19 protein-coding genes are annotated in these 17,730 nt (G+C 72.5%); 5 read left to right on the plus strand and 14 right to left on the minus strand.

The window, feature by feature from the left end; all coding sequences use genetic code 11:
* Positions 1-8: 8 nt before the first annotated feature.
* The 9 genes from ACFZ8E_RS02080 to ACFZ8E_RS02120 form a co-directional block, all read right to left on the minus strand.
* Positions 9-389: a hypothetical protein gene (locus ACFZ8E_RS02080; protein WP_243934503.1), complete on the minus strand. Its 381-nt coding sequence runs from the start codon at positions 387-389 to the stop codon at positions 9-11.
* An 11-nt stretch (positions 390-400) separates the two neighbouring features.
* Positions 401-964: a DNA-binding transcriptional regulator gene (locus ACFZ8E_RS02085; protein WP_187274912.1), complete on the minus strand. Its 564-nt coding sequence runs from the start codon at positions 962-964 to the stop codon at positions 401-403.
* 454 nt (positions 965-1,418) lie between these two features.
* A complete protein-coding gene (locus ACFZ8E_RS02090) occupies positions 1,419-1,805 on the minus strand; it encodes a DUF305 domain-containing protein (protein ID WP_405041862.1) in 387 nt (128 codons plus the stop codon).
* Between the two features lie 58 nt (positions 1,806-1,863).
* On the minus strand, positions 1,864-2,541 hold the full coding sequence (locus ACFZ8E_RS02095; RefSeq protein WP_405041863.1) for an NrsF family protein: 678 nt from the start codon (positions 2,539-2,541) through the stop codon (positions 1,864-1,866).
* Positions 2,534-3,103: an RNA polymerase sigma factor gene (locus ACFZ8E_RS02100; protein WP_147844732.1), complete on the minus strand. Its 570-nt coding sequence runs from the start codon at positions 3,101-3,103 to the stop codon at positions 2,534-2,536. The genes ACFZ8E_RS02095 and ACFZ8E_RS02100 overlap by 8 nt, the downstream gene beginning before the upstream one ends.
* 171 nt (positions 3,104-3,274) lie before the next feature.
* The gene (locus tag ACFZ8E_RS02105; RefSeq protein ID WP_405041864.1) at positions 3,275-3,997 is read right to left on the minus strand and encodes a DUF1223 domain-containing protein; all 723 of its coding nucleotides are present in this window, start codon (positions 3,995-3,997) and stop codon (positions 3,275-3,277) included.
* Between the two features lie 64 nt (positions 3,998-4,061).
* Positions 4,062-4,580 carry a phosphate-starvation-inducible PsiE family protein gene (locus tag ACFZ8E_RS02110; protein WP_243934509.1) on the minus strand — a complete coding sequence of 173 codons (519 nt, stop codon included), beginning with the start codon at positions 4,578-4,580 and terminating at the stop codon, positions 4,062-4,064.
* Between the two features lie 393 nt (positions 4,581-4,973).
* The gene (locus tag ACFZ8E_RS02115) at positions 4,974-5,156 is read right to left on the minus strand and encodes a hypothetical protein (RefSeq protein WP_147844753.1); all 183 of its coding nucleotides are present in this window, start codon (positions 5,154-5,156) and stop codon (positions 4,974-4,976) included.
* A 50-nt stretch (positions 5,157-5,206) separates the two neighbouring features.
* A complete protein-coding gene (locus tag ACFZ8E_RS02120; RefSeq protein ID WP_405041865.1) occupies positions 5,207-6,496 on the minus strand; it encodes a glycosyltransferase family 4 protein in 1,290 nt (429 codons plus the stop codon).
* 152 nt (positions 6,497-6,648) lie between these two features.
* Between ACFZ8E_RS02120 and ACFZ8E_RS02125 the strand changes: the two genes are divergently transcribed.
* The 5 genes from ACFZ8E_RS02125 to ACFZ8E_RS02145 all read left to right on the plus strand — a co-directional run bounded on the left by ACFZ8E_RS02125 (position 6,649) and on the right by ACFZ8E_RS02145 (position 13,906).
* Entirely contained in the window at positions 6,649-7,881 is a 1,233-nt protein-coding gene (locus ACFZ8E_RS02125) for a glycosyltransferase (protein ID WP_405041866.1), read from the plus strand.
* A gap of 352 nt (positions 7,882-8,233) precedes the next feature.
* On the plus strand, positions 8,234-8,587 hold the full coding sequence (locus ACFZ8E_RS02130) for a phasin (RefSeq protein WP_147729981.1): 354 nt from the start codon (positions 8,234-8,236) through the stop codon (positions 8,585-8,587).
* Between the two features lie 247 nt (positions 8,588-8,834).
* On the plus strand, positions 8,835-9,716 hold the full coding sequence (locus tag ACFZ8E_RS02135) for a hypothetical protein (protein ID WP_405041867.1): 882 nt from the start codon (positions 8,835-8,837) through the stop codon (positions 9,714-9,716).
* Positions 9,717-10,045: 329 nt separating this feature from the next.
* The gene (locus ACFZ8E_RS02140) at positions 10,046-11,305 is read left to right on the plus strand and encodes an N-acetylmuramoyl-L-alanine amidase (protein WP_147728853.1); all 1,260 of its coding nucleotides are present in this window, start codon (positions 10,046-10,048) and stop codon (positions 11,303-11,305) included.
* A 180-nt stretch (positions 11,306-11,485) separates the two neighbouring features.
* Positions 11,486-13,906, plus strand: coding sequence for a penicillin-binding protein 1A (locus tag ACFZ8E_RS02145; RefSeq protein WP_147843715.1), 2,421 nt, complete (start codon positions 11,486-11,488; stop codon positions 13,904-13,906).
* Positions 13,907-14,273: 367 nt separating this feature from the next.
* Here the strand turns inward: ACFZ8E_RS02145 and purQ are convergent, their stop codons facing one another.
* The 5 genes from purQ to ACFZ8E_RS02170 all read right to left on the minus strand — a co-directional run bounded on the left by purQ (position 14,274) and on the right by ACFZ8E_RS02170 (position 17,682).
* Entirely contained in the window at positions 14,274-14,954 is a 681-nt protein-coding gene (gene purQ, locus ACFZ8E_RS02150; RefSeq protein WP_147843714.1) for a phosphoribosylformylglycinamidine synthase subunit PurQ, read from the minus strand.
* The gene (gene purS / locus ACFZ8E_RS02155; protein WP_147728648.1) at positions 14,954-15,193 is read right to left on the minus strand and encodes a phosphoribosylformylglycinamidine synthase subunit PurS; all 240 of its coding nucleotides are present in this window, start codon (positions 15,191-15,193) and stop codon (positions 14,954-14,956) included. The genes purQ and purS overlap by 1 nt, the downstream gene beginning before the upstream one ends.
* A gap of 103 nt (positions 15,194-15,296) precedes the next feature.
* Entirely contained in the window at positions 15,297-15,536 is a 240-nt protein-coding gene (locus ACFZ8E_RS02160; RefSeq protein ID WP_147843713.1) for a hypothetical protein, read from the minus strand.
* Between the two features lie 112 nt (positions 15,537-15,648).
* The gene (locus ACFZ8E_RS02165; RefSeq protein ID WP_147728650.1) at positions 15,649-16,248 is read right to left on the minus strand and encodes an ActR/PrrA/RegA family redox response regulator transcription factor; all 600 of its coding nucleotides are present in this window, start codon (positions 16,246-16,248) and stop codon (positions 15,649-15,651) included.
* Between the two features lie 39 nt (positions 16,249-16,287).
* On the minus strand, positions 16,288-17,682 hold the full coding sequence (locus ACFZ8E_RS02170) for an ActS/PrrB/RegB family redox-sensitive histidine kinase (protein WP_147728651.1): 1,395 nt from the start codon (positions 17,680-17,682) through the stop codon (positions 16,288-16,290).
* Between the last annotated feature and the right edge of the window lie 48 nt (positions 17,683-17,730).

Raw genomic sequence — 17,730 nt, forward strand, 5'->3', positions numbered from 1 at the left:
GCGCAGCCTCAGGCGAAGGGTCTGGGGGGCTCGGGAAGGGCCTCGGATACGGCGCTCGGGCGCACGGAATCCGGCCCCATCGCGACGCGGTCGCCGCTCGGGCGGTCGGCGCGGACGCCGTCCCCGTCCGAGGCCGCGACGAAGACGTGGGCGCAGCAGCAGCCCGGGCAGGCGAGGCAATCCGCCCGGTCGGCGGCGGCCTCCGGCGCGGCGATCACGGCGGCGACGCCCGGGGCGGCCTTCGAGGCGTGCCCGACGCGCGCATGCCCGGCGCCGGGGTGGTGGGCGTGCCCGGCATGCGCCTGGGCGAAGGCCGGGACCATGACGAGAAGCGCCGCGACCCGAAGGATCGCAGCGAGCCGTCGCAGAAGGTGCCGGGCCTGTCGCATCGTGCGTGAGCCTAGCACGATTCGGGCTTCTGGACAGGGCGTCGAAGCGGGTCCACCGGGGCGTGGCCTTCCCCGGCGCGAAGGGCGGACGCCGCATCCGCTTCGGTCGCGGCTCCGCAGGTGGCGAGGGCATCGACGACCGCTTCGGGGTGGCGATGGATCGTCCAGATCAACGTCATGGCCGTGGCGTTCGGCCTGGACTTGCCCTGTTCCCAGTTCTTGACGGTCGCTTCCTCCAGCCCGAACCGGAGCGCGAACTGGGCTTGCGAGAGATGCAGGGCCTCGCGCACGCTTCGGACGGAGATCGGGTCGGGTGCATGCTTGCGGACGGCGATGCCCAGCGCCGTCAGTTCCGACGTCAGCCGGCTCAGGCTCTCGACCTTCGGCACCTCGACATAGGCCTCGCCGGTGTCGAACACGTCCGTCATGACCGCGTGAGCCGCCTTCACCGGAAGATGCCTACGGACCAGGGCGCGGGCCGCCGCCACCGTGTCGAGGTGCGCGTCCGGCAGCCGCTTGAGGCTGAGGCGCTCTACGGAGCCGTCGGGGACGAGGGTCCCGTCCCGGATTTGCACCCGTGGTCCGAACGCCGCCAACAATGTGGATCGCGTCGACATCCAATTCCTCCATGACCCCCTGCGCGATGTCGCGGAGCACGGACGCGCACCACTTCGTCATCGGGTCGCCGCCGACGTGCATGCCGTTCAGCTCGAGGGATCGCCCCGAGAGCGTCACCTCGGCCATCACAGCGAGCGAACCCCAGGGGGGCCGCACCTCGACCGTGAAGATCGGGTCGTCGCTGTTGGCATGATCGACGACGATCCGAACCTTGCAGGCCGACAAGGAGCTCTTCCTGTGCGCAGATTGCCTATAAGATAAAAAGATGCGCAGACGTCAAGGCCGCTGCAGCCCCGATCGGGATCGAGGCTCGGAAGGCGATGGCTCCGAATCGCGGGCGCAAGGGTGCCATGACGGAGGGAGGGACGTCGCTTCGAGCGCCGGGCGCGGGGGCATCCGAGGCTGCGGCTCCTACTTCCCGCCCGTCCGCGCCAGGATCGCCCGCATCTGGGCGATCTCGCGCTTCTGCGCCTTGACGATCTCCTCGGCGAGCGCCCGCACCTCCGGGTCCTTCGAGTATTGCAGCGCGACCCGCGCCATGCCGACGGCGCCCTCGTGGTGGGGGATCATGCCGCGCACGAAGTCGGCGTCGACGTCGCCGCTGTAGCGGATCGCCATGTCGGCGTGCATCCGCGCGTCGACGGCGCGGAACGCCCGGGTGGAGGGCGCCTCGCCCGCGGCCGGCGCGGGATGACGGCCGGCGTGGTCCATGTGCTCGTGGTCCATGCCCTGTGCCAGCACCCTGCCAGCGAGGAGGACGGCGACGGCGATCAGGGCGGGCCGGACGGTGTTGCGCATGGGGTCGGGTCTCCTCACGGGGATGCGCCGCACCGTGGAGCTTGCCGGCGTGGCAAGGTCAACCGCCACGGTCGCGCCGGGATGAGTCCGGGCCGCCGCCGAGCAGCCGGCCGCCAAAAATCCCGTTCAGCCCGATCACGCCGAGCACGGTGACCGCGTGGATCAGGAGGTCGGTCGCGGTGGCGTCGTGCGGGTGGAACGGCACGAGGAGGGTCGCCGCGGCCGCCGCCGCCGCGAGGCCGCCGAGCGCTGCGGTGAGGTTCGGGTGCAGCGGGCAGGCGCGGCGCAGCATCGCCACCAGCAGCACGGAGAGCGGCAGCGAGACGCCGACGAGGAAGGCGAAGCAGCCGCCCATCGCGTGCCCGTCGGCCGGCGTGGTGCCGGGGGCGAGCCAGCCGCGCAGGCACCCGAGGCCGCTCGCGCCGATCCAGAACGCGGCCGGCGCCAGCGGCAGCAGCGCCCAGCGCAGGGAGCGGCCGGGCACGCTCGTCATGAAGGCGGCGAGCGCGGCCGCGACCGCGGTGAGACCGGCGCCGAGGGCGGCCACGCGCAGGTCCGGCGTGGCGAGGCGGATGCGCAGGCCGTCCATGTCGGCCATCGGCATCAGGATCGCGGCCAGCGCCAGCACCGCCGCGAGCCAGGCCGCCGCGCGCCAGGCCGGCGGGCTGAGCCGGCGCACCGGCGCGAGGCCGCCGACGAGGTCGTCGACCAGGGACTCGTGCACGGATTCAGACATCGCCGCCCTCCTTGTCCCGGGCCAGCGTCCCCCGCAGCGCCTTCAGGGCGCGGTGCAGGTTCACCTTCAGCGCGCCCTTGCTGCGGCCGGTGAGCGCCGCCGCCTCCTCGAGCGAGCGCTCGGCATAGGCGAGCTGCTCCACCGCCTGCCGCTGCCCGTCCGGCAGCGCCGCGACGGCCCGCGCCAGCGCGGCGTTGCGCTGGTCGGCCTCGATGCGCATGCCCGGGGCGGGGCCGGCATCGGCGTGGGCCTCGTAGGCGAGGGGATCGTGCACCTCCTGCGGGCGGCGCCCGGCCCGGCGCAGCCGGTCGATCGCCCGGCGCTGGGTGATGGCGCGCAGCCACGGCAGGAAGGGCCGCGCCGGGTCGTAGCTCGCCCGCGCCTTGTGGATCGTCAGCAGCGTGTCCTGCACCACGTCGTCGACCGCCTCGCCGCGCACCCCTTGCGCGCGGGCGATGCCCGCGATCACCGGCAGGCAGGCGTTGAGCAGCCGGCGATAGGCCGCCGCATCGCCCCCCTGCGCCGCGGCCATCGCCGTCGCCAGACTGTCCTCGAGCGCCATCGCCGCCCTGTCGCCGCGTCGTGTCCCGGACCCTAGCGCAACGCGGCCCCCGGGGGAACGCGCCAGCAGCGGTGGAACCGGGCCGATGGCGGGCAGGTACATCGGCAAGCCTCGCGGGAGACGTCGGGCGCCCATCGCCCGCGTTCGTCTTCGCCGAGGAACGCGCGACGGTTACGCTCGGGCGGCCGGCCCGAGCCGCGCCGCGCCGAGGATCCGCCCGTCGGCGCCCTGCACGATCACCGCGGCGTCGGCGCCGGCCGGCAGCGGCACTTCCAGCGTCGCCGCCTGCCCGGCCCAGCGGCCGATCTCGGACACGGCGCGGACGATGTTGGCCTGGGCGAGGGTGCGGCCGGCATTCTCGCCGCGGGCGACCCGGGTGGCGTGGCTCGGATCGAACCCGACCAGCGTCACGGTGCCGGCCCCGCGCCCGGCGCCGAGCGTGACGACGAGGGCGTTGCCGCGCCGTGCCAGCGCCACCGGCGCCTCGGCGGCGGCGGCGGCCTGCGCGCGGGCGATCGCGGCGCGGACCGCGCCGGCGTCGGAGCCGACGAGCCCGACCTGCCCGTCGATCACCGCCTCGGGGGTGTACGAGCCGCCGCCGAGCCTTTCGGCGTAGGCCGCCTGCCGACGGGTCGCCGCCGGCAGGGCGAAGGTGTCGCGCCAGTCGAGGTGGTCCCAGTAGGTGACGTGGAAGGCGAGCGGCAGCACGGCGCCGCCCTCGCGCGCGATCTGCCCGAGCAGCGCCTCGGCCGGCGGGCAGGACGAGCAGCTCTGCGAGGTGAACAGCTCGACCACCACCGGCCGCCCGGCCGCGTCCGCCGGGGAGACGGCGGAAGGGGAGAACGGGGCGCCGAGCAGGGCGGCGAGGAGCGCGAGCGGGATCGTGCGGCGCATGGCGGGTCTCCGGACGGGTGCGATGCCGTGCCCTTCGCGGCCCGGCCGGGCCGGTTACCCGGGCTTACCCCTCGGTCTCCTCGCCGGCCGGCTTGTCGTCGTCGCGGGCGCGGTGGAGCAGGAAGATCGAGGCCACCATGGTGAGGATCAGGCCGGCGAGCACGCCGAGCTCGATCATCGAGGCCTGGAACAGGGCCGCCTTCTCCTGCGTCCAGTCCTTGCCGTGCATGATCTCGGAGGATTGCAGGGTGATCACCAGCACCCGCCGGATCGAGGCGATCAGCCCGACGATCAGGAACGGCTCGCAGGTGAGCTTGCCGGAGCGCATCGAGACCCGCACCGTGTGCAGGATCTCCACCAGCATCAGCAGGAACAGCAGCCGGTCGACCACCTCCAGGGTCTGCGCGGCGCCCCCGAGCGAGCGCAGCGCCTCGAAGGTGAGCCCGACGGCGTCGACCAGCGCGATCAGCGCGGTGAAGGCCAGCAGCAGGCCCAGGGCCGCGTAGATCGCGTGCTCGGTGTGGAGGAAGACGAAGCTCGACGCGCGGGTCAGGCGCCCCTGCGATTGCGGATCGTCGGCCATGGCGTGCCTCCCGGACGCGTCTTCGTTCCGATGAGACAGGATCGTGCGGCCGGCGTCCAGCGGAAGCCTGGCGGCGGGCGGGGATCGCGGGCGTCCGCGCGGCGGAACGGTTTCCCGGATGGTCCCGTTGCTCTCGTGCAACATAGGAGAAAGACATGCTGACCGGCGGCCTGCTGTGGCTCATCGGGATCCCGATCCCCGTCATCCTCCTGATCTGGTTCTTCTTCCTGCGCGGCCGCTGAGGGCGGAGGGCGCCTCGCACGGGACCGCTCGGCGTCCCCGTGCCTTCTCCGTCCGCGCGTGCTTGCGTCGTCCGCGCCCGCAGCGGAAGCACTGCAACGAAAAGGGCCGGCGCGCCTCGCGCGCACCGGCCCCGAACGCCTGCGGATCGCGCTACTTGGTGATCTTCACCGAGACCGGGTCGCTTGACGGGAAGGTCTCCTCGAGGGCGTCGTCGAGGCGCTCGCCCATCTTGTCCTGCTGGTTGGCGGGGTTCTTCTCGTCGCCGGGCTTGGCGCTGCCCTGCTGGAACCCCGGCTTGTCCGCGCCCTGCGGCGTCTTGGTGTCGTCGGTCATCGGGGCTGCTCCTGCCGTCACGAGGCGCCGAGGGCGGCGCCGGTGCCGGATCAACGCGAGGCGGCCCCGGGTGTTTCACGCCGCGTCGGCCGGGGGAGGGCGGCGCGCGAGGTCGCCCGGCCCGGCGCCGCCTCGCGCAGCACCGCCTCGTAGACGCCGGCGAGGCGGTCGAGATGGGCGTCGAGGGTGAGCGGCGCGGCCCAGTAGCGGGCATGCGCGGCCCGGCCCATCCGGGCGGCGAGCGCGTCGTCGGCGAGCCGGCGCAGGTGGGCGGCGAGCGCGTCCGGGTCGCCGGAGCGGAACAGGAAGCCGGTCTCGCCGTCGACCACCGCCTCGCGGCCGGCGCAGGCGTCGCTCACCACCACCGGCGTGCCCAGCGCCAGCGCCTCGTAGACCGTGAGCGGCTGGCCCTCGTACCAGACGCTGGGGAAGACCAGCGCGCGGGCGGCGCCCATCAGCGCCTGAACGCCGGCGGCATCGCGCCAGCCGAGCATCGCGGCCTCGGGGTAGCGCGCGGCCAGCGCCGCCCGTTGCTCGCCGTCGCCGACGAAGACCGCGCGGATGCCGGCCCGCCGCGCCGCCTCCGCGAAGATCGGCGCGCCCTTCTCGGTCGAGATCCGCCCGACGAACAGAAAGTCGCCCGGCGCCCGCTCGGTCATCGGCCGGTGCGCCACCGCGATTGGGTTGTCGACCCGGTGGAAGCGGGTCCCGCGCGGCAACAGCGGGCCGACCACCCGCTCCTGCAGGTCGCTGATCGTGATCACGTGGCGGAAGAGCGTCGGCAGCTCCGCGACCTGCGTCATGCCGAGGTGGCGGACCACCCGCGCGAGCTTGCGCGGGAAGCTCTGCGCATCGCAGTTCGTCGTCAGGCACGCGCCCGACATCGGCGTGCGGTGGCAGATCGCGGCGGCCGGATATTCGTAGAACCCCCCGGTCGGGCAGACCAGGAAGAACTCGTGCATGGTGTAGAGCAGCGGCAGCCGCGCGCGCCGCAACGCCACGCCGATCGACGGCGACAGCGCCTTGGCGAAGGCGTGGACGTGGACCACGGTGTCGTCGGGGTCGCACGCCGCCAGTTCCGCGGCGAGCGCGCGGGCCGCTTCGCGGTTCCAGATCGCCTGCGCCAGGAAGGCGAGCTTGTTCGTCGTGGTCGAGATGTCGTCCTGGTTCAGGCAGACCACGCGGATGCCGGCGGCGGCCAGGCGCGGGTCGGCCGGGCCGCAGGCGGCGAACAGCGTCACGCGGGTGCCGCGGGCGGCGAGCCCGAGGGCCGAGTCGAGCGCGACCTTGGCCTGGCCGCCGTTGACGTAGGCGTGGTCGGCGACGAGGACGACGTGCACGAGGCGGCTCCCGCTCCCTGGATGTCCCCACGTTTACCGGACCGCAGTTGATCCCGCGTAAACCTCGGGCACGCCGCCGATCTGCGGTTGTTCCCGCTCGGATCGTCCCCGCTCGACCGCCTGATCTCTCGATCTCCTGCGCCGGTGTCGCCATGCACGTCGTGATCCTGGCCGAGTTCGCGAGCCCGAGCGGCGGTGCCGAGAAGGTCGCCGTCGAATCGGCCCGCGGGCTGGCCGAGGCCGGGCTCCGGGTCACCTACGTCCAGGGCATCACGGGCCCGGTCGACCCGCTGCTCGACCATCGCAACCTCACCCGGATCTGCCTCGACCTGCCGGACGTGTGGGCGCGCAACCCCGTCGCCGCGGCGGTCGCCGGCATCTGGCACGCCCGCGCCGCGCGGGCGCTCAGCGACGCAATCGGGCGGATGGCGCGCGCGCCGGACGTCGTCCACGTCCACCAGTGGACCCGCAGCCTGTCGCCCGGGATCTTCCCGGTGCTGCTCGCCACCGGCGCCCCGGTGGCGCTGACGCTGCACGACTACTTCCTGGCCTGCCCGAACGGCGTCTACTACCGCTTCGACACGGCCGAGCCCTGTGCCCTCGCGCCGATGTCCGCCGCCTGCATCCTGGCGCCGTGCGATGCCAGGAGCCGCCTGCACAAGCTGGTCCGCGTCGCCCGCACCGCGGCGGCGCGGCGGGCGGTGTCGGGACGCGGGCTCCACGTCGTCCACGTCTGCGACGCGAGCCGCGCGCGGATGGGCGCGATGCTCGGCGGCTACGGGCTCACGCATCACCGCATCGACAACCCGGTGCGGGTCGCCCCCGGCGCCCCGGCCGCGCCGGAGCGGGGCGACGCCGTCGCCTATGTCGGGCGCCTGACCCGCGAGAAGGGCGCCGACCTCGTCGCGGCGGCCGCCCGCGAGGCCGGCCTGACGGCGTTGCTCGTCGGCACCGGGCCGCTGGAGGCGGAACTGCGGGCCATGCCCCACGTCGAGATGCTGGGCTGGCAGGCGCCGGAGGCCGTGCAGGCGGTGTTGCGCCGCCGCGCCCGTGCGCTCGCCGCGCCGTCGCGCTGGTTCGAGACCGGGCCGCTCACCGTCTACGAGGCGCTCGCCGCCGGCATCCCGGTCGTCGCCTCCGACCGCTCCGGCGCCGCCGAGAAGGTGCTGGACGGCACGAGCGGCTTCGTCGTGCCGCCCGAGCCCGCCGCCCTGTCGGCGGCCTTCGTGCGCCTCGCCGACGACGCTCGCGTCGCCGCGATGGGCCGGGCCGCCCACGGCCGCTTCTGGGCCGCGCCGATGACCATCGCCCGGCACGCCGAAGCCTCGGCCGCGCTCTATGCCGGCTTGCTGCGGACGCGGCGTGACGCGATGCAGCACGCATAGGCCGGCGCGGCGCCCGACCCGCGCCCGCCCTGAGGACGATGCGAAGCGATCGGCCGATCAGATCAAGTTTCCGTGCGGTTTCGCGATCCCCCGCGACGTCACGATCGCGCCGTCGTCGCCATCGCGACCCTGTGCCCGACGGATGATTGCAGCAACATCGGGGGCAATCTGTCAGGTGTGGCGCTTGGTGGGGTCCCGGATCGATGCCGAAGCAAGAGTCTCTGCTTAATAAGCGCGGCTTTCGCCTCGAAAAGCGGCGTCTTGACTTATTATTGCAATGCAACATAAATCCGCCTCGCACGGGCGATCGCTTCGAGACCGCCGGTGACGACGCCACCCGAGGAGCCGATTCATGCAGACCCCGAATTTCGAGATCCCGACCGAGATGCGCGATTTCGCCGAGAAGAGCGTCGACCAGGCCCGCACCGCCGTCGGCACCCTGATGGGCAACGCGCTCAAGGCCGCCGAGCAGGTCCAGAGCTCGGGGCTCAACCTCCAGTCCTCGATGCAGGCCGCCGTCGCCAAGGGCTTCGACCACGCCCAGACCAACGCCAACGCCACCTTCGACTTCGCGCAGAAGCTCGTGCGCACCAAGGACCTGCGCGAGGCCTTCGAGCTGCAGTCCGAGTTCGTCCGCAGCCAGATCGCCGCGATGCAGGCGCAGGCCAAGGACCTCGGCGCCCTCGCGCAGAACGCCGCGCGCTGAGCCGCCGCTCGGCCCCGTGCGGGGCCGAGGATCTTCCGCCGCGCACCGGCGCGGCGGCCCCGGCCTTCGGTCGGCACCGGGCTGGATCGTCCGGTCTCGCGGCCGTCGCGTCGGCGTGCCGATCCGCGGGCGCCGATCGCCGCCGCACCCCCGATGCATTGCGCCGGCCGGCAACTGGACTACGTTCGGCCCGTGCGATTCGGGCTCGAACGGAACGACACGCGGACGGCCTCTAGGGATCTCGACGATGGGCAAGCAACGGACGCCGCAGGGACGATCGACCGGCCGCCGCTCCTCCTCGACCCCGCCCGGCACCCTGCAGGGCAAGACGGGTGAGGCCAAGACGGGTGAGGCCAAGGCGGGTGAGGCCAAAAGCGCTCGCGCCGCCGCGCTCGAGGCGGCGCTGCACCCGCCGGAGGAGTCGCTCCCGCCGGTGCCCTCCGAGGCGCCCCCCGAGCCGCTTCACGCGCACCTGATGGACACGGTCTCGCCCGAGGCCCTCGGCACCGCGACCGGCACCCCGACGTCGGCGCCCGAGCCGGACGCGCCCCCGGCCGAGATACCGGTCCCCGCCGACGCCAACCTGGCCGAAGCCGCCTTCGCCGAGATCCCGAATCCCGAAGCGCCGCCGGTCTCCGAACCGGAAGTTGCCGGCCCGGCTGCGGACACGGCGGCCGCACCTGTCGATGAGCCCGTGCCTGCCGACGAGCCCGTGCCGGTCGCGGCCGCCGCGCCGGAGCCGGAGGCTCCGCCCGCCTACACCAACGTGGTCCCGCTGAAATCCGCCGCGCCGGCGCGGCCGCCCGAGCCCCGGTCGGCGCCCCAGCCCGGCGAGGCGCCGGTGCAGCTGTCGGACGGTGCGCTGCCGTCGCCGGCCTCCTGGCGCGCCGGGCGCCGACCCGTCCCGGCCCTGCGTCAGGACCTCGAAGGCCTCGGCGAGACCCTGTTCGCCTTCATGCGCGACGAGAGCTCGGCGGTGCTGACCCATCTCAACGCGCTGAAGGACGCGCGCTCGCCGGCCGACGCGATCCGCCTGCAGGTCAACGAGATGCAGCGCGTCGCCGACGCCTCGCTCACCTGCTGGAGCGAACTCGCCCGCCGCGCGACGCGGATCGTCGGCCACCGCTGAGGCTGCCGCGCCGCCGTCCGCTCGCCAACGCGCGGATCCCGGCAAATCCGACGCGTCGTCGCGCCGAAGGCGAGCCCGGGAGCCAGGACCGCCGGTCGCGCCCCGATCGGTCTCGTCGGGGGGGGCGGATCCCGGGTTCTGTTGCGCAGCCCCGGGATGACGGAAAGGAGCCGGTTCGGTCGGCGCGCGGCATCCGTGCACGAGACCGCCGGCGGCGGAACGTCCCTGTCGCCTCCCGGTCACAGCGGCTGCCGGAATGGAGCTTGGCCGGAAACCTCCGGTTAACCATGTCGCTCCTATGCCGTATCGGAGGCTCGGGAGGCCGACCGATGCTGCGATCCGCGCGCCTGATCCGTTCCGCGATCCTGACGGCCGCCGTCGCGCTCGCCGCGATGCCCGCCTGCGCGCAGAACGGCGACCGGGCTCCGCCCGCGGTGGCGATCGCGGCCGACCTCGCCGCCTCGCCCGCGGGCACCAAGCTCACCCTCACCCTGTCGAAGCCGGTCGATGCCCGCGCCTTCGTGATGGAGCGCCCGGACCGGGCGGTGATCGACCTCGCCGAGGTCAACTTCCAGCTCGCGCCCGAGACCGGCCGCCGCCGCGAGGGCCTGGTGCAGTCGTTCCGCTACGGGCTGTTCGCGCCGGGGCGCTCGCGCATCGTCGTCGATCTCGCCGGCCCCGCCACCGTGGGGCGGATCGAGACCGCGACGCGCCCGCGCGACGGCGCCGTGATCCTCACCGTGCCGTTCCAGCGCGCCGACCGCGAGAGCTTCCGCAAGGCGGCCACCGCCGGCGACCTCGCCCCCGCGGCCGGCAAGGCCGTGGCGCCGGCCGAGCCCGCCGACCGGCGCCCGCTGATCGTGGTCGATGCCGGCCACGGCGGCATCGATCCCGGCGCGATCGCGGTGGGGGGCGTGTTCGAGAAGGACATCGTCTTCGGCTTCGCCCAGGCGCTGGTCGCCCGGCTCGAGGCCGGCGGCCGCTACCGGGTGGCGATGACCCGCGACCGCGACGTCTACGTGCCGCTGTCCGAGCGCGTGCGCATCGCCCGCGACGCCAAGGCCGACCTGTTCGTCTCGATCCACGCGGATTCGATCTCGTCGGCGCCGCAGGTGCGCGGCGCGACGATCTACACCGGCTCGGAGAAGGCGACCGACAGCGAATCTGCCAAGCTTGCCGAGCGCGAGAACAAGGCCGACGCCGCCGCCGGCGCCGAATCCGGCGACGGGCCGCCCGAGATCGCCGACATCCTGCAGGAGCTGACGCTGCGCGAGACCCGCGGCTTCTCGTCCGGCTTCGCCAAGACCCTGATGGGCCAGCTCGGGCCGGTGATGGAGATGAGCACGAAGCCGCACCGCGAGGCCGGCTTCAAGGTGCTGCGCTCGCCCGACGTGCCGAGCGTGCTGGTCGAGCTCGGCTACCTGTCGAGCCAGCGCGACCTCGACCTGCTGCAATCGGCCGAGTGGCGCGCCTCCGTCACCGGCTCGATGGCCAAGGCGATCGACCAGTTCTTCGGCAACCGGGCCAGCCTGGTCCGCCCGGTGGTGCCGAACCGCCGCTCGGCGGCAATCGCCCCAGTTTCACCATAGATCCGGTGTCGATACGGGGCACTCGAGACCCCGTCGCGCCGTCCATTCTTCGGTCATCGTCGGCGGGGATCTTCCAGGCTGCGGGCATGCCGGATCGGCGTGCGCCTCGCGGGCAGCCCCGACCCCCCTAGCCGAATGCGCTCCGCGCGCGGCCGAAGAAACCGACGGACGGGAAACCGGATGCGCCTCATCCTTCGCTTCTTCGGCTTCCTGTTCAGCGCCTTCGCGGTGCTGTTCGTGATCGCGGCCGCGGGCGGCGCGTTCTTCTACTGGAAATACAGCCAGGACCTGCCGGACCACGCCGTGCTCGCCAACTACGAGCCGCCGGTGATGACCCGCGTCCACGCCGCCGACGGCTCGCTGCTGGCCGAGTACGCCAAGGAGCGCCGGCTCTACCTGCCGATCCAGGCGATGCCGAAGATCATCGTCGCCGCCTTCCTCTCGGCCGAGGACAAGAACTTCTACAAGCACGGCGGCATCGACCCCGAGGGCATCGTGCGCGCGGCGCTGACCAACGCCAAGAGCGGCAAGCGGCAGGGCGCCTCGACCATCACCCAGCAGGTCGCGAAGAACTTCCTGCTCTCGAACGAGCAGACCTTCGACCGCAAGATCAAGGAAGCGCTGATCGCGCTGCGGATCGAGGCGACCTACTCCAAGGACAAGATCCTCGAACTCTACCTCAACGAAATCTTCCTCGGCACGATCGTACCGGGCCGCAACCTGCACGGCGTCGCCGCCGCGGCGCTGGATTATTTCGGCAAGTCGGTGCACGAGCTGACGATCAACGAGGCGGCCTACCTCGCCGCGCTGCCGAAGGGGCCGAACAACTACCACCCCTACCGCAAGACCCAGGCGGCGCTCGACCGCCGCAACGAGATCATCCGCCTGATGGCGGAGAACAACTACATCACCAAGGAGGAGGCGGACGCCGCCAAGAAGATGCCGCTCGGCGTCAACCCGCGCGTCGCCTTCCCGAACGCCGCCAACGCCAACTACTTCACCGAGGAGGTCCGCCGCGAGATCTCCGAGCGCTACGGCGAGAAGAAGCTCTACGAGGGCGGCCTGTCGGTGCGCACCACCCTCGACCCGAAGATGCAGGCCCTCGCGCGCAAGGCGCTGGTCGACGGCCTCGTGCGCTACGACCAGTCCCATGGCTGGCGCGGCCCCGTCACCAAGGTCGACCTGACCGGGCGCGACTGGGGCATGGCGGCGGCCGAGGTGAACGCGCTCGGCGACGTCGCGCCGTGGCGGCTCGCCGTGGTGCTCGGGCAAGGCGGCGGCGGCGTGCAGATCGGCCTGCAGCCCAAGCGCGAGGCCTCGGGCCAGGTCGCCAAGGACCGCGACACCGGCACGATCCCGCCGGACGGCATGCGCTGGGCCGGCCGCCCGAACCTCGCCGCGGGCGACATGATCTACGTCGAGGCGATGGATGGCGGCCGCGGGCAGTACCGCCTGCGCCAGAAGCCCGAGGTGTCCGGCGCCATCGTCGCGATGGACCCGAACACCGGCCGCGTGCACGCGATGGTCGGCGGCTTCTCCTACGACGAATCCGAGTTCAACCGCGCGACCCAGGCGATGCGCCAGCCCGGCTCGTCGTTCAAGCCGATCGTCTACTCGGCGGCCCTCGACAACGGCTACACCCCGTCCTCGATCGTGCAGGACTCGCCGATCACCATCGAGGCCGGCCCCGGCCAGGAGGCGTGGACGCCCTCGAACTACGACGGCAAGTCCGGCGGGCCGCACACCCTGCGCTACGGCATCGAGCACTCGAAGAACCTGATGACGGTTCGGCTCGCCAAGGACGTCGGCATGCCGCTGATCGCCGAGTACGCCCGCCGCTTCGGCGTCTACGACGACATGCTGCCGGTGCTGCCGATGTCGCTCGGCGCTGGCGAGACCACCGTCATGCGGATGGTCACCGCCTACTCGATGCTGGCCAATGGCGGCCGCCGCATCCGCCCGACCCTGATCGACCGGATCCAGGACCGCATCGGCGAGACGATCTACCGGCACGACAACCGCAAGTGCGTCGGCTGCGATGCCGAGAAGTGGTCCGGGCAGGACGAGCCGAAGCTGGTCGACGATTCCGAGCAGGTGCTCGACCCGCTGACCGCCTACCAGATGGTCTCGATCATGGAGGGCGTCGTGCAGCGCGGCACGGCGACGATCCTCAAGCAGATCGGCAAGCCGCTCGCCGGCAAGACCGGCACGACCAACGACGCCAAGGACGCGTGGTTCGTCGGCTTCTCGCCGGACCTCGCGGTCGGCATCTACATCGGCTTCGACAAGCCGCGCTCGCTCGGCGACCGCGCCACCGGCGGTGGCCTCGCCGCGCCGATCGCGCTCGACTTCCTCAAGGTCGCCCTCAAGGACAAGCCGCCGACCCCGTTCCGGGTGCCGCCGGGCATCAAGCTGATCCGCGTGGCGCTCGGCTCCGGCATGCGCGCCGGATCGGGCGAGGGCGCCGGCACCATCCTCGAGGCGTTCAAGCCCGGCACCGCGCCGCCGGATTCCTACGTCGCCCCGGCCGGCCAAGCCGCGGCGCCGGCCACCGTCCCGGCGGATGCCGACCGCGCGGTGCAGGCCGGCGGGCTGTACTGAGCGGGATGCCTCTCTTCCCTCCCCCTGAAGCGGGGGAGGGTGGCCCGCGAAGCGGGTCGGGCGAGGGTCAGCGCGCCGTTCGGAACCGTGGCTCCCCTTTCCCGACCCTCGCTGACGCGAGGCCCACCCTCCCCCGCTCCAGGGGGGAGGGACGTAGTTCCGATGCGGAACAAAAAAAGCCGCCCCTGACGGGCGGCTTTGAAGTCTCAGGGAGGCATCAAACAGAGCGGGACGGAGGTCTCACTCGACATCCAGACATCTGGAATGCCCCGACATTCAATCGAAAAAGTTAACGCGCGGTTAAGGATCCGGCGTTCCTCAAATCATCGCCCGGTTCGACCGGGCCGACATCAGTATCGGCGGCCGCTCAGGCGGCGAGGCTGGTGAAGAGACCACGCCCGTCGGTGCCGCCGACCAGGCCTTCGACGAAGTTCTCCGGGTGCGGCATCATCCCGAGGACGTTGCCGCCCTCCGAGTAGATCCCGGCGATGGCGTTGAGCGAGCCGTTGCGGTTGGCGGCGATCGTCACCTGCCCGTCGGCGTCGCAGTACCGGAACGCGACCCGTCCCTCGCCCTCGATCCGGGCCAGCGTCTCGGGGTCGGCGAAGTAGTTGCCCTCGCCGTGCGCGACGCAGACGTCGATGACCTCGCCCTTCGCGTAGGCGCCGGCGAAGCGCGTGTCGGTGCGCTCGACGCGCAGCGTCTGCCGGTGGCAGATGAAGCGACGGTCGACGTTGCGCATCAGCACGCCCGGCAGCAGGCCGGATTCGCACAGGATCTGGAAGCCGTTGCAGATGCCGAGCACCAGCCCGCCGCGGGCGGCGTGCGCGCGGACCGCATCCATCGCGGCGGCGCGGCCGGCGATGGCGCCGCAGCGCAGGTAGTCGCCGTAGGAGAAGCCGCCGGGCAGGACGGCAAGGTCGGTGCCGGCGGGAAGCGCGGTGTCGGCGTGCCACATGGTCGTGACCTCGGCCCCGGCAAGCCGGAGCGCGCGGGCGACGTCGGCGTCGCGGTTCGAGCCGGGGAAGACGACGATCGCGGCACGCATCACGCGATCTCGATCGCGTAGTTCTCGACCACGGTGTTGGCCAGGAGCTTCTCGCAGGCGGTCTTCAGCGTCGCCTCGGCGCCGGCCCGGTCCGCGGCCGCGACCTCGATGTCGAACACCTTGCCCTGGCGCACGCCCTCGATCGACGCGATGCCGAAGGACTTGAGCGCGGCCTCGATCGCCTTGCCCTGCGGATCGAGGACGCCGGTCTTCAAGGTGACGACGATGCGGGCTTTCATGATGGGCCACTCAGCAGGGTCTGGATCGGAAGAAGGCGGTGACGAACGTCGGGGCGGCCGAGCCGGGCGCGGGGATCGACACGGGACGTGCCGAGACCGGGCATCACCGGCGCGCGGCCCGAGGTGCCGTGCGCAGGGGCTCGATGCTGGTCGCGCGCTGCCAGAGCTGGAGCATGATCCAAGCCGCGACCACGCTGAACAGCCCCATCAGCACGTGGCCGACGGTATCGCCGAGCTCGAACAGGCCGGCGATCGCCCAGCCCGCGGCGATCGCCACCGCGAAGACTTCCGTTCCCACCAGCACCATCATGCTGAGGATCGTGATCAGGTTGCGGGTGTTCACGAGGACCCCTTCCTCCGGCGGCACGGATGTGCGTCCCGCTTGCGAAGGCGGCAGTACCCCGATTGTCGCATCCTGTGCAACCGATAAGCGGAGGGCCGGGAGGCCCCCCGCCTCAGCGCGGCGCCCGCTTGGCGAGGATGCGCTGGAGGGTGCGGCGGTGCATGTTCAGCCGCCGCGCGGTCTCGCTGACGTTCCGTCCGCACAGCTCGTAGACCCGCTGGATGTGCTCCCAGCGCACCCGGTCGGCCGACATCGGGTTCTCGGGCGGGTCGGCCCGCTCGCCGGGCTGCGCCATCAGCGTCCCGTGGATTTCGTCGGCATCGGCCGGCTTGGCGAGGTAGTCGAACGCCCCGAGCTTCACGGCGGTGACGGCGGTGGCGATGTTGCCGTAGCCGGTGAGGATCACGCCGCGGGCCTCGGGCCGGCGCTCCTTCAGGCGGGCGATCACGTCGAGCCCGTTGCCGTCGCCGAGCCGCATGTCGATCACCGCGAAGGCCGGGGCCCGGGCCTCGACCACGGAGACGCCCTCGGCCACGCTCTCGGCGACCTGGACGTGATAGCCGCGCGCTTCCATCGCGCGGGCAAGGCGGGTCGAGAACGGCTTGTCGTCGTCGACGATCAGAAGGCTGCGGTCGGAAAACGCGGCGAGCGGGTCGGCGTCGTTGAGCGCCACAGCATCCGGGGCGCCCGACGAGCTCGATTGCGTCAGCATGAGAAGCTCCTCAAACATTTCGTTGTATTCGTTGAAAGTTTATATAGGCGCGACATCGCCCGCGGGCAGGGGTGGCCGGGTACCGAATTCGGGGGCATGACGGAGCGCCGCACCCCGCTCGAAGATGTGGCGCGCCCAGGAGATCCGGACCTGCGCCCCGTGCGTTCCCGGCTTCGAGGCGTTGGCCAGGGTGATCTGCGCGCCCGAGCGCTCGATCAGCGTCTTGGCGATGAACAGCCCGAGGCCGAGGCCGGCGCCGACCGTGCCGCCCTGGTTCTGGCCCGCCGTGCGGTCCGGGCTGCGGGTGGTGACGTAGGGTTCGCCCGCCCGCAGCAGCACCTCGGCGGAGAAGCCGGGGCCGTCGTCTCGGATCTCCAGGGTGACCCGGTCCAGGGTCCAGCGCCCCTCGATCACCACCCGGGCGTCGGCGAAATCGACCGCGTTGTCGAGGATGTTGCCGAGCCCGAACATCACGCCGGCGTTGCGGCGGCAATCCGGCTCCGGCGCGTCGCCCGCGCTCGATATGTCGAGGGCGATGCCCATCGCGCGGTGCGGCGCCACCAGCTCCTCGATGAGATGGCTGAAGCTCAAGGTCTCGAGGAAGCCGGCCCCGTCGCCGTCGAGCGAGGTGAGCTTCGAGAGGATGCCGCGGCAGCGATCGACCTGCTCGCGCAGCAATTGCAGGTCCTCGGCGACGGCCGGCGGCGCGTCGGGGCCGAGCTGGCGCACCAGCTCCTTGGTCACCACCATGATCGTGCCGAGCGGCGTGCCGAGCTCGTGCGCCGCCGCCGCCGCCAGCCCGTCGAGCTGCGACAGGTGCTGCTCGCGGGCGAGCACCAGCTCCGTCGCGGCCAGCGCCTGGGCGAGCTGTCGCGTCTCCTCCGAGACCCGCCAGGCGTAGACGCCGGTGAAGGCCGTGCCGAGCAGGATCGCCGTCCACACCCCGGAGACGTAGAGGAACGGCAGCTCGATCCGGCCGTCGGCGAACCACGGCAGCGGGCGGTGGACGAGGGCCAGCAGCGTCGCCAGCCCGATCGCCAGCAGGCCGAGCGCCAGCGTCCGCTCCGGCGGCAGCGCGGTCGCCGAGATCAGCACCGGGGCGAGGAACAGCAGCGAGAACGGGTTCTGCAACCCGCCGGTGAGGAACAGCAGCACGGCGAGCTGCACGATGTCGAAGGCCAGCAGCAGCGCCGCCGAATCGGCGCTCAGCCGGTAGCTCGCCGGGAAGCGGATGCGCAGGCCGAGGTTGAGCCACGACGAGGCGGCGATCGCCAGGAAGCACCAGCCGAACGGCAGCCCGAGCCCGAGCCCGAACTGCGCCCCGACCACGGCGGCGCTTTGCCCGGTGATCGCGAGCCAGCGCAGGCGCACGAACGTGTCGAGCCGCAGGTGGCGCGCGTCGCGGACGAAGCCGCTCGGATCGGTGTCGAGCATGATGTGTTCTACGATAGGGCCGCGGCCCCTCCCATCCAGGGCCCGCGA

Source organism: Methylobacterium sp. HMF5984 (assembly GCF_045033435.1).
Classification (GTDB): Bacteria; Pseudomonadota; Alphaproteobacteria; order Rhizobiales; family Beijerinckiaceae; genus Methylobacterium.

What these genes read in the sequence shown, in the direction of transcription:
- purS (WP_147728648.1), bottom strand. Translation starts at nt 15,193, where the DNA reads ATGAAAGCCCGCATCGTCGTCACCTTGAAGACCGGCGTCCTCGATCCG.
- ACFZ8E_RS02135 (WP_405041867.1), top strand. Translation starts at nt 8,835, where the DNA reads ATGGGCAAGCAACGGACGCCGCAGGGACGATCGACCGGCCGCCGCTCC.
- ACFZ8E_RS02105 (WP_405041864.1), bottom strand. Translation starts at nt 3,997, where the DNA reads ATGCGCCGCACGATCCCGCTCGCGCTCCTCGCCGCCCTGCTCGGCGCC.
- purQ (WP_147843714.1), bottom strand. Translation starts at nt 14,954, where the DNA reads ATGCGTGCCGCGATCGTCGTCTTCCCCGGCTCGAACCGCGACGCCGAC.
- ACFZ8E_RS02100 (WP_147844732.1), bottom strand. Translation starts at nt 3,103, where the DNA reads ATGGCGCTCGAGGACAGTCTGGCGACGGCGATGGCCGCGGCGCAGGGG.
- ACFZ8E_RS02165 (WP_147728650.1), bottom strand. Translation starts at nt 16,248, where the DNA reads ATGCTGACGCAATCGAGCTCGTCGGGCGCCCCGGATGCTGTGGCGCTC.
- ACFZ8E_RS02170 (WP_147728651.1), bottom strand. Translation starts at nt 17,682, where the DNA reads ATGCTCGACACCGATCCGAGCGGCTTCGTCCGCGACGCGCGCCACCTG.
- ACFZ8E_RS02095 (WP_405041863.1), bottom strand. Translation starts at nt 2,541, where the DNA reads ATGTCTGAATCCGTGCACGAGTCCCTGGTCGACGACCTCGTCGGCGGC.
- ACFZ8E_RS02130 (WP_147729981.1), top strand. Translation starts at nt 8,234, where the DNA reads ATGCAGACCCCGAATTTCGAGATCCCGACCGAGATGCGCGATTTCGCC.
- ACFZ8E_RS02080 (WP_243934503.1), bottom strand. Translation starts at nt 389, where the DNA reads ATGCGACAGGCCCGGCACCTTCTGCGACGGCTCGCTGCGATCCTTCGG.
- ACFZ8E_RS02090 (WP_405041862.1), bottom strand. Translation starts at nt 1,805, where the DNA reads ATGCGCAACACCGTCCGGCCCGCCCTGATCGCCGTCGCCGTCCTCCTC.
- ACFZ8E_RS02125 (WP_405041866.1), top strand. Translation starts at nt 6,649, where the DNA reads ATGCACGTCGTGATCCTGGCCGAGTTCGCGAGCCCGAGCGGCGGTGCC.
- ACFZ8E_RS02115 (WP_147844753.1), bottom strand. Translation starts at nt 5,156, where the DNA reads ATGACCGACGACACCAAGACGCCGCAGGGCGCGGACAAGCCGGGGTTC.
- ACFZ8E_RS02145 (WP_147843715.1), top strand. Translation starts at nt 11,486, where the DNA reads ATGCGCCTCATCCTTCGCTTCTTCGGCTTCCTGTTCAGCGCCTTCGCG.
- ACFZ8E_RS02140 (WP_147728853.1), top strand. Translation starts at nt 10,046, where the DNA reads ATGCTGCGATCCGCGCGCCTGATCCGTTCCGCGATCCTGACGGCCGCC.
- ACFZ8E_RS02110 (WP_243934509.1), bottom strand. Translation starts at nt 4,580, where the DNA reads ATGGCCGACGATCCGCAATCGCAGGGGCGCCTGACCCGCGCGTCGAGC.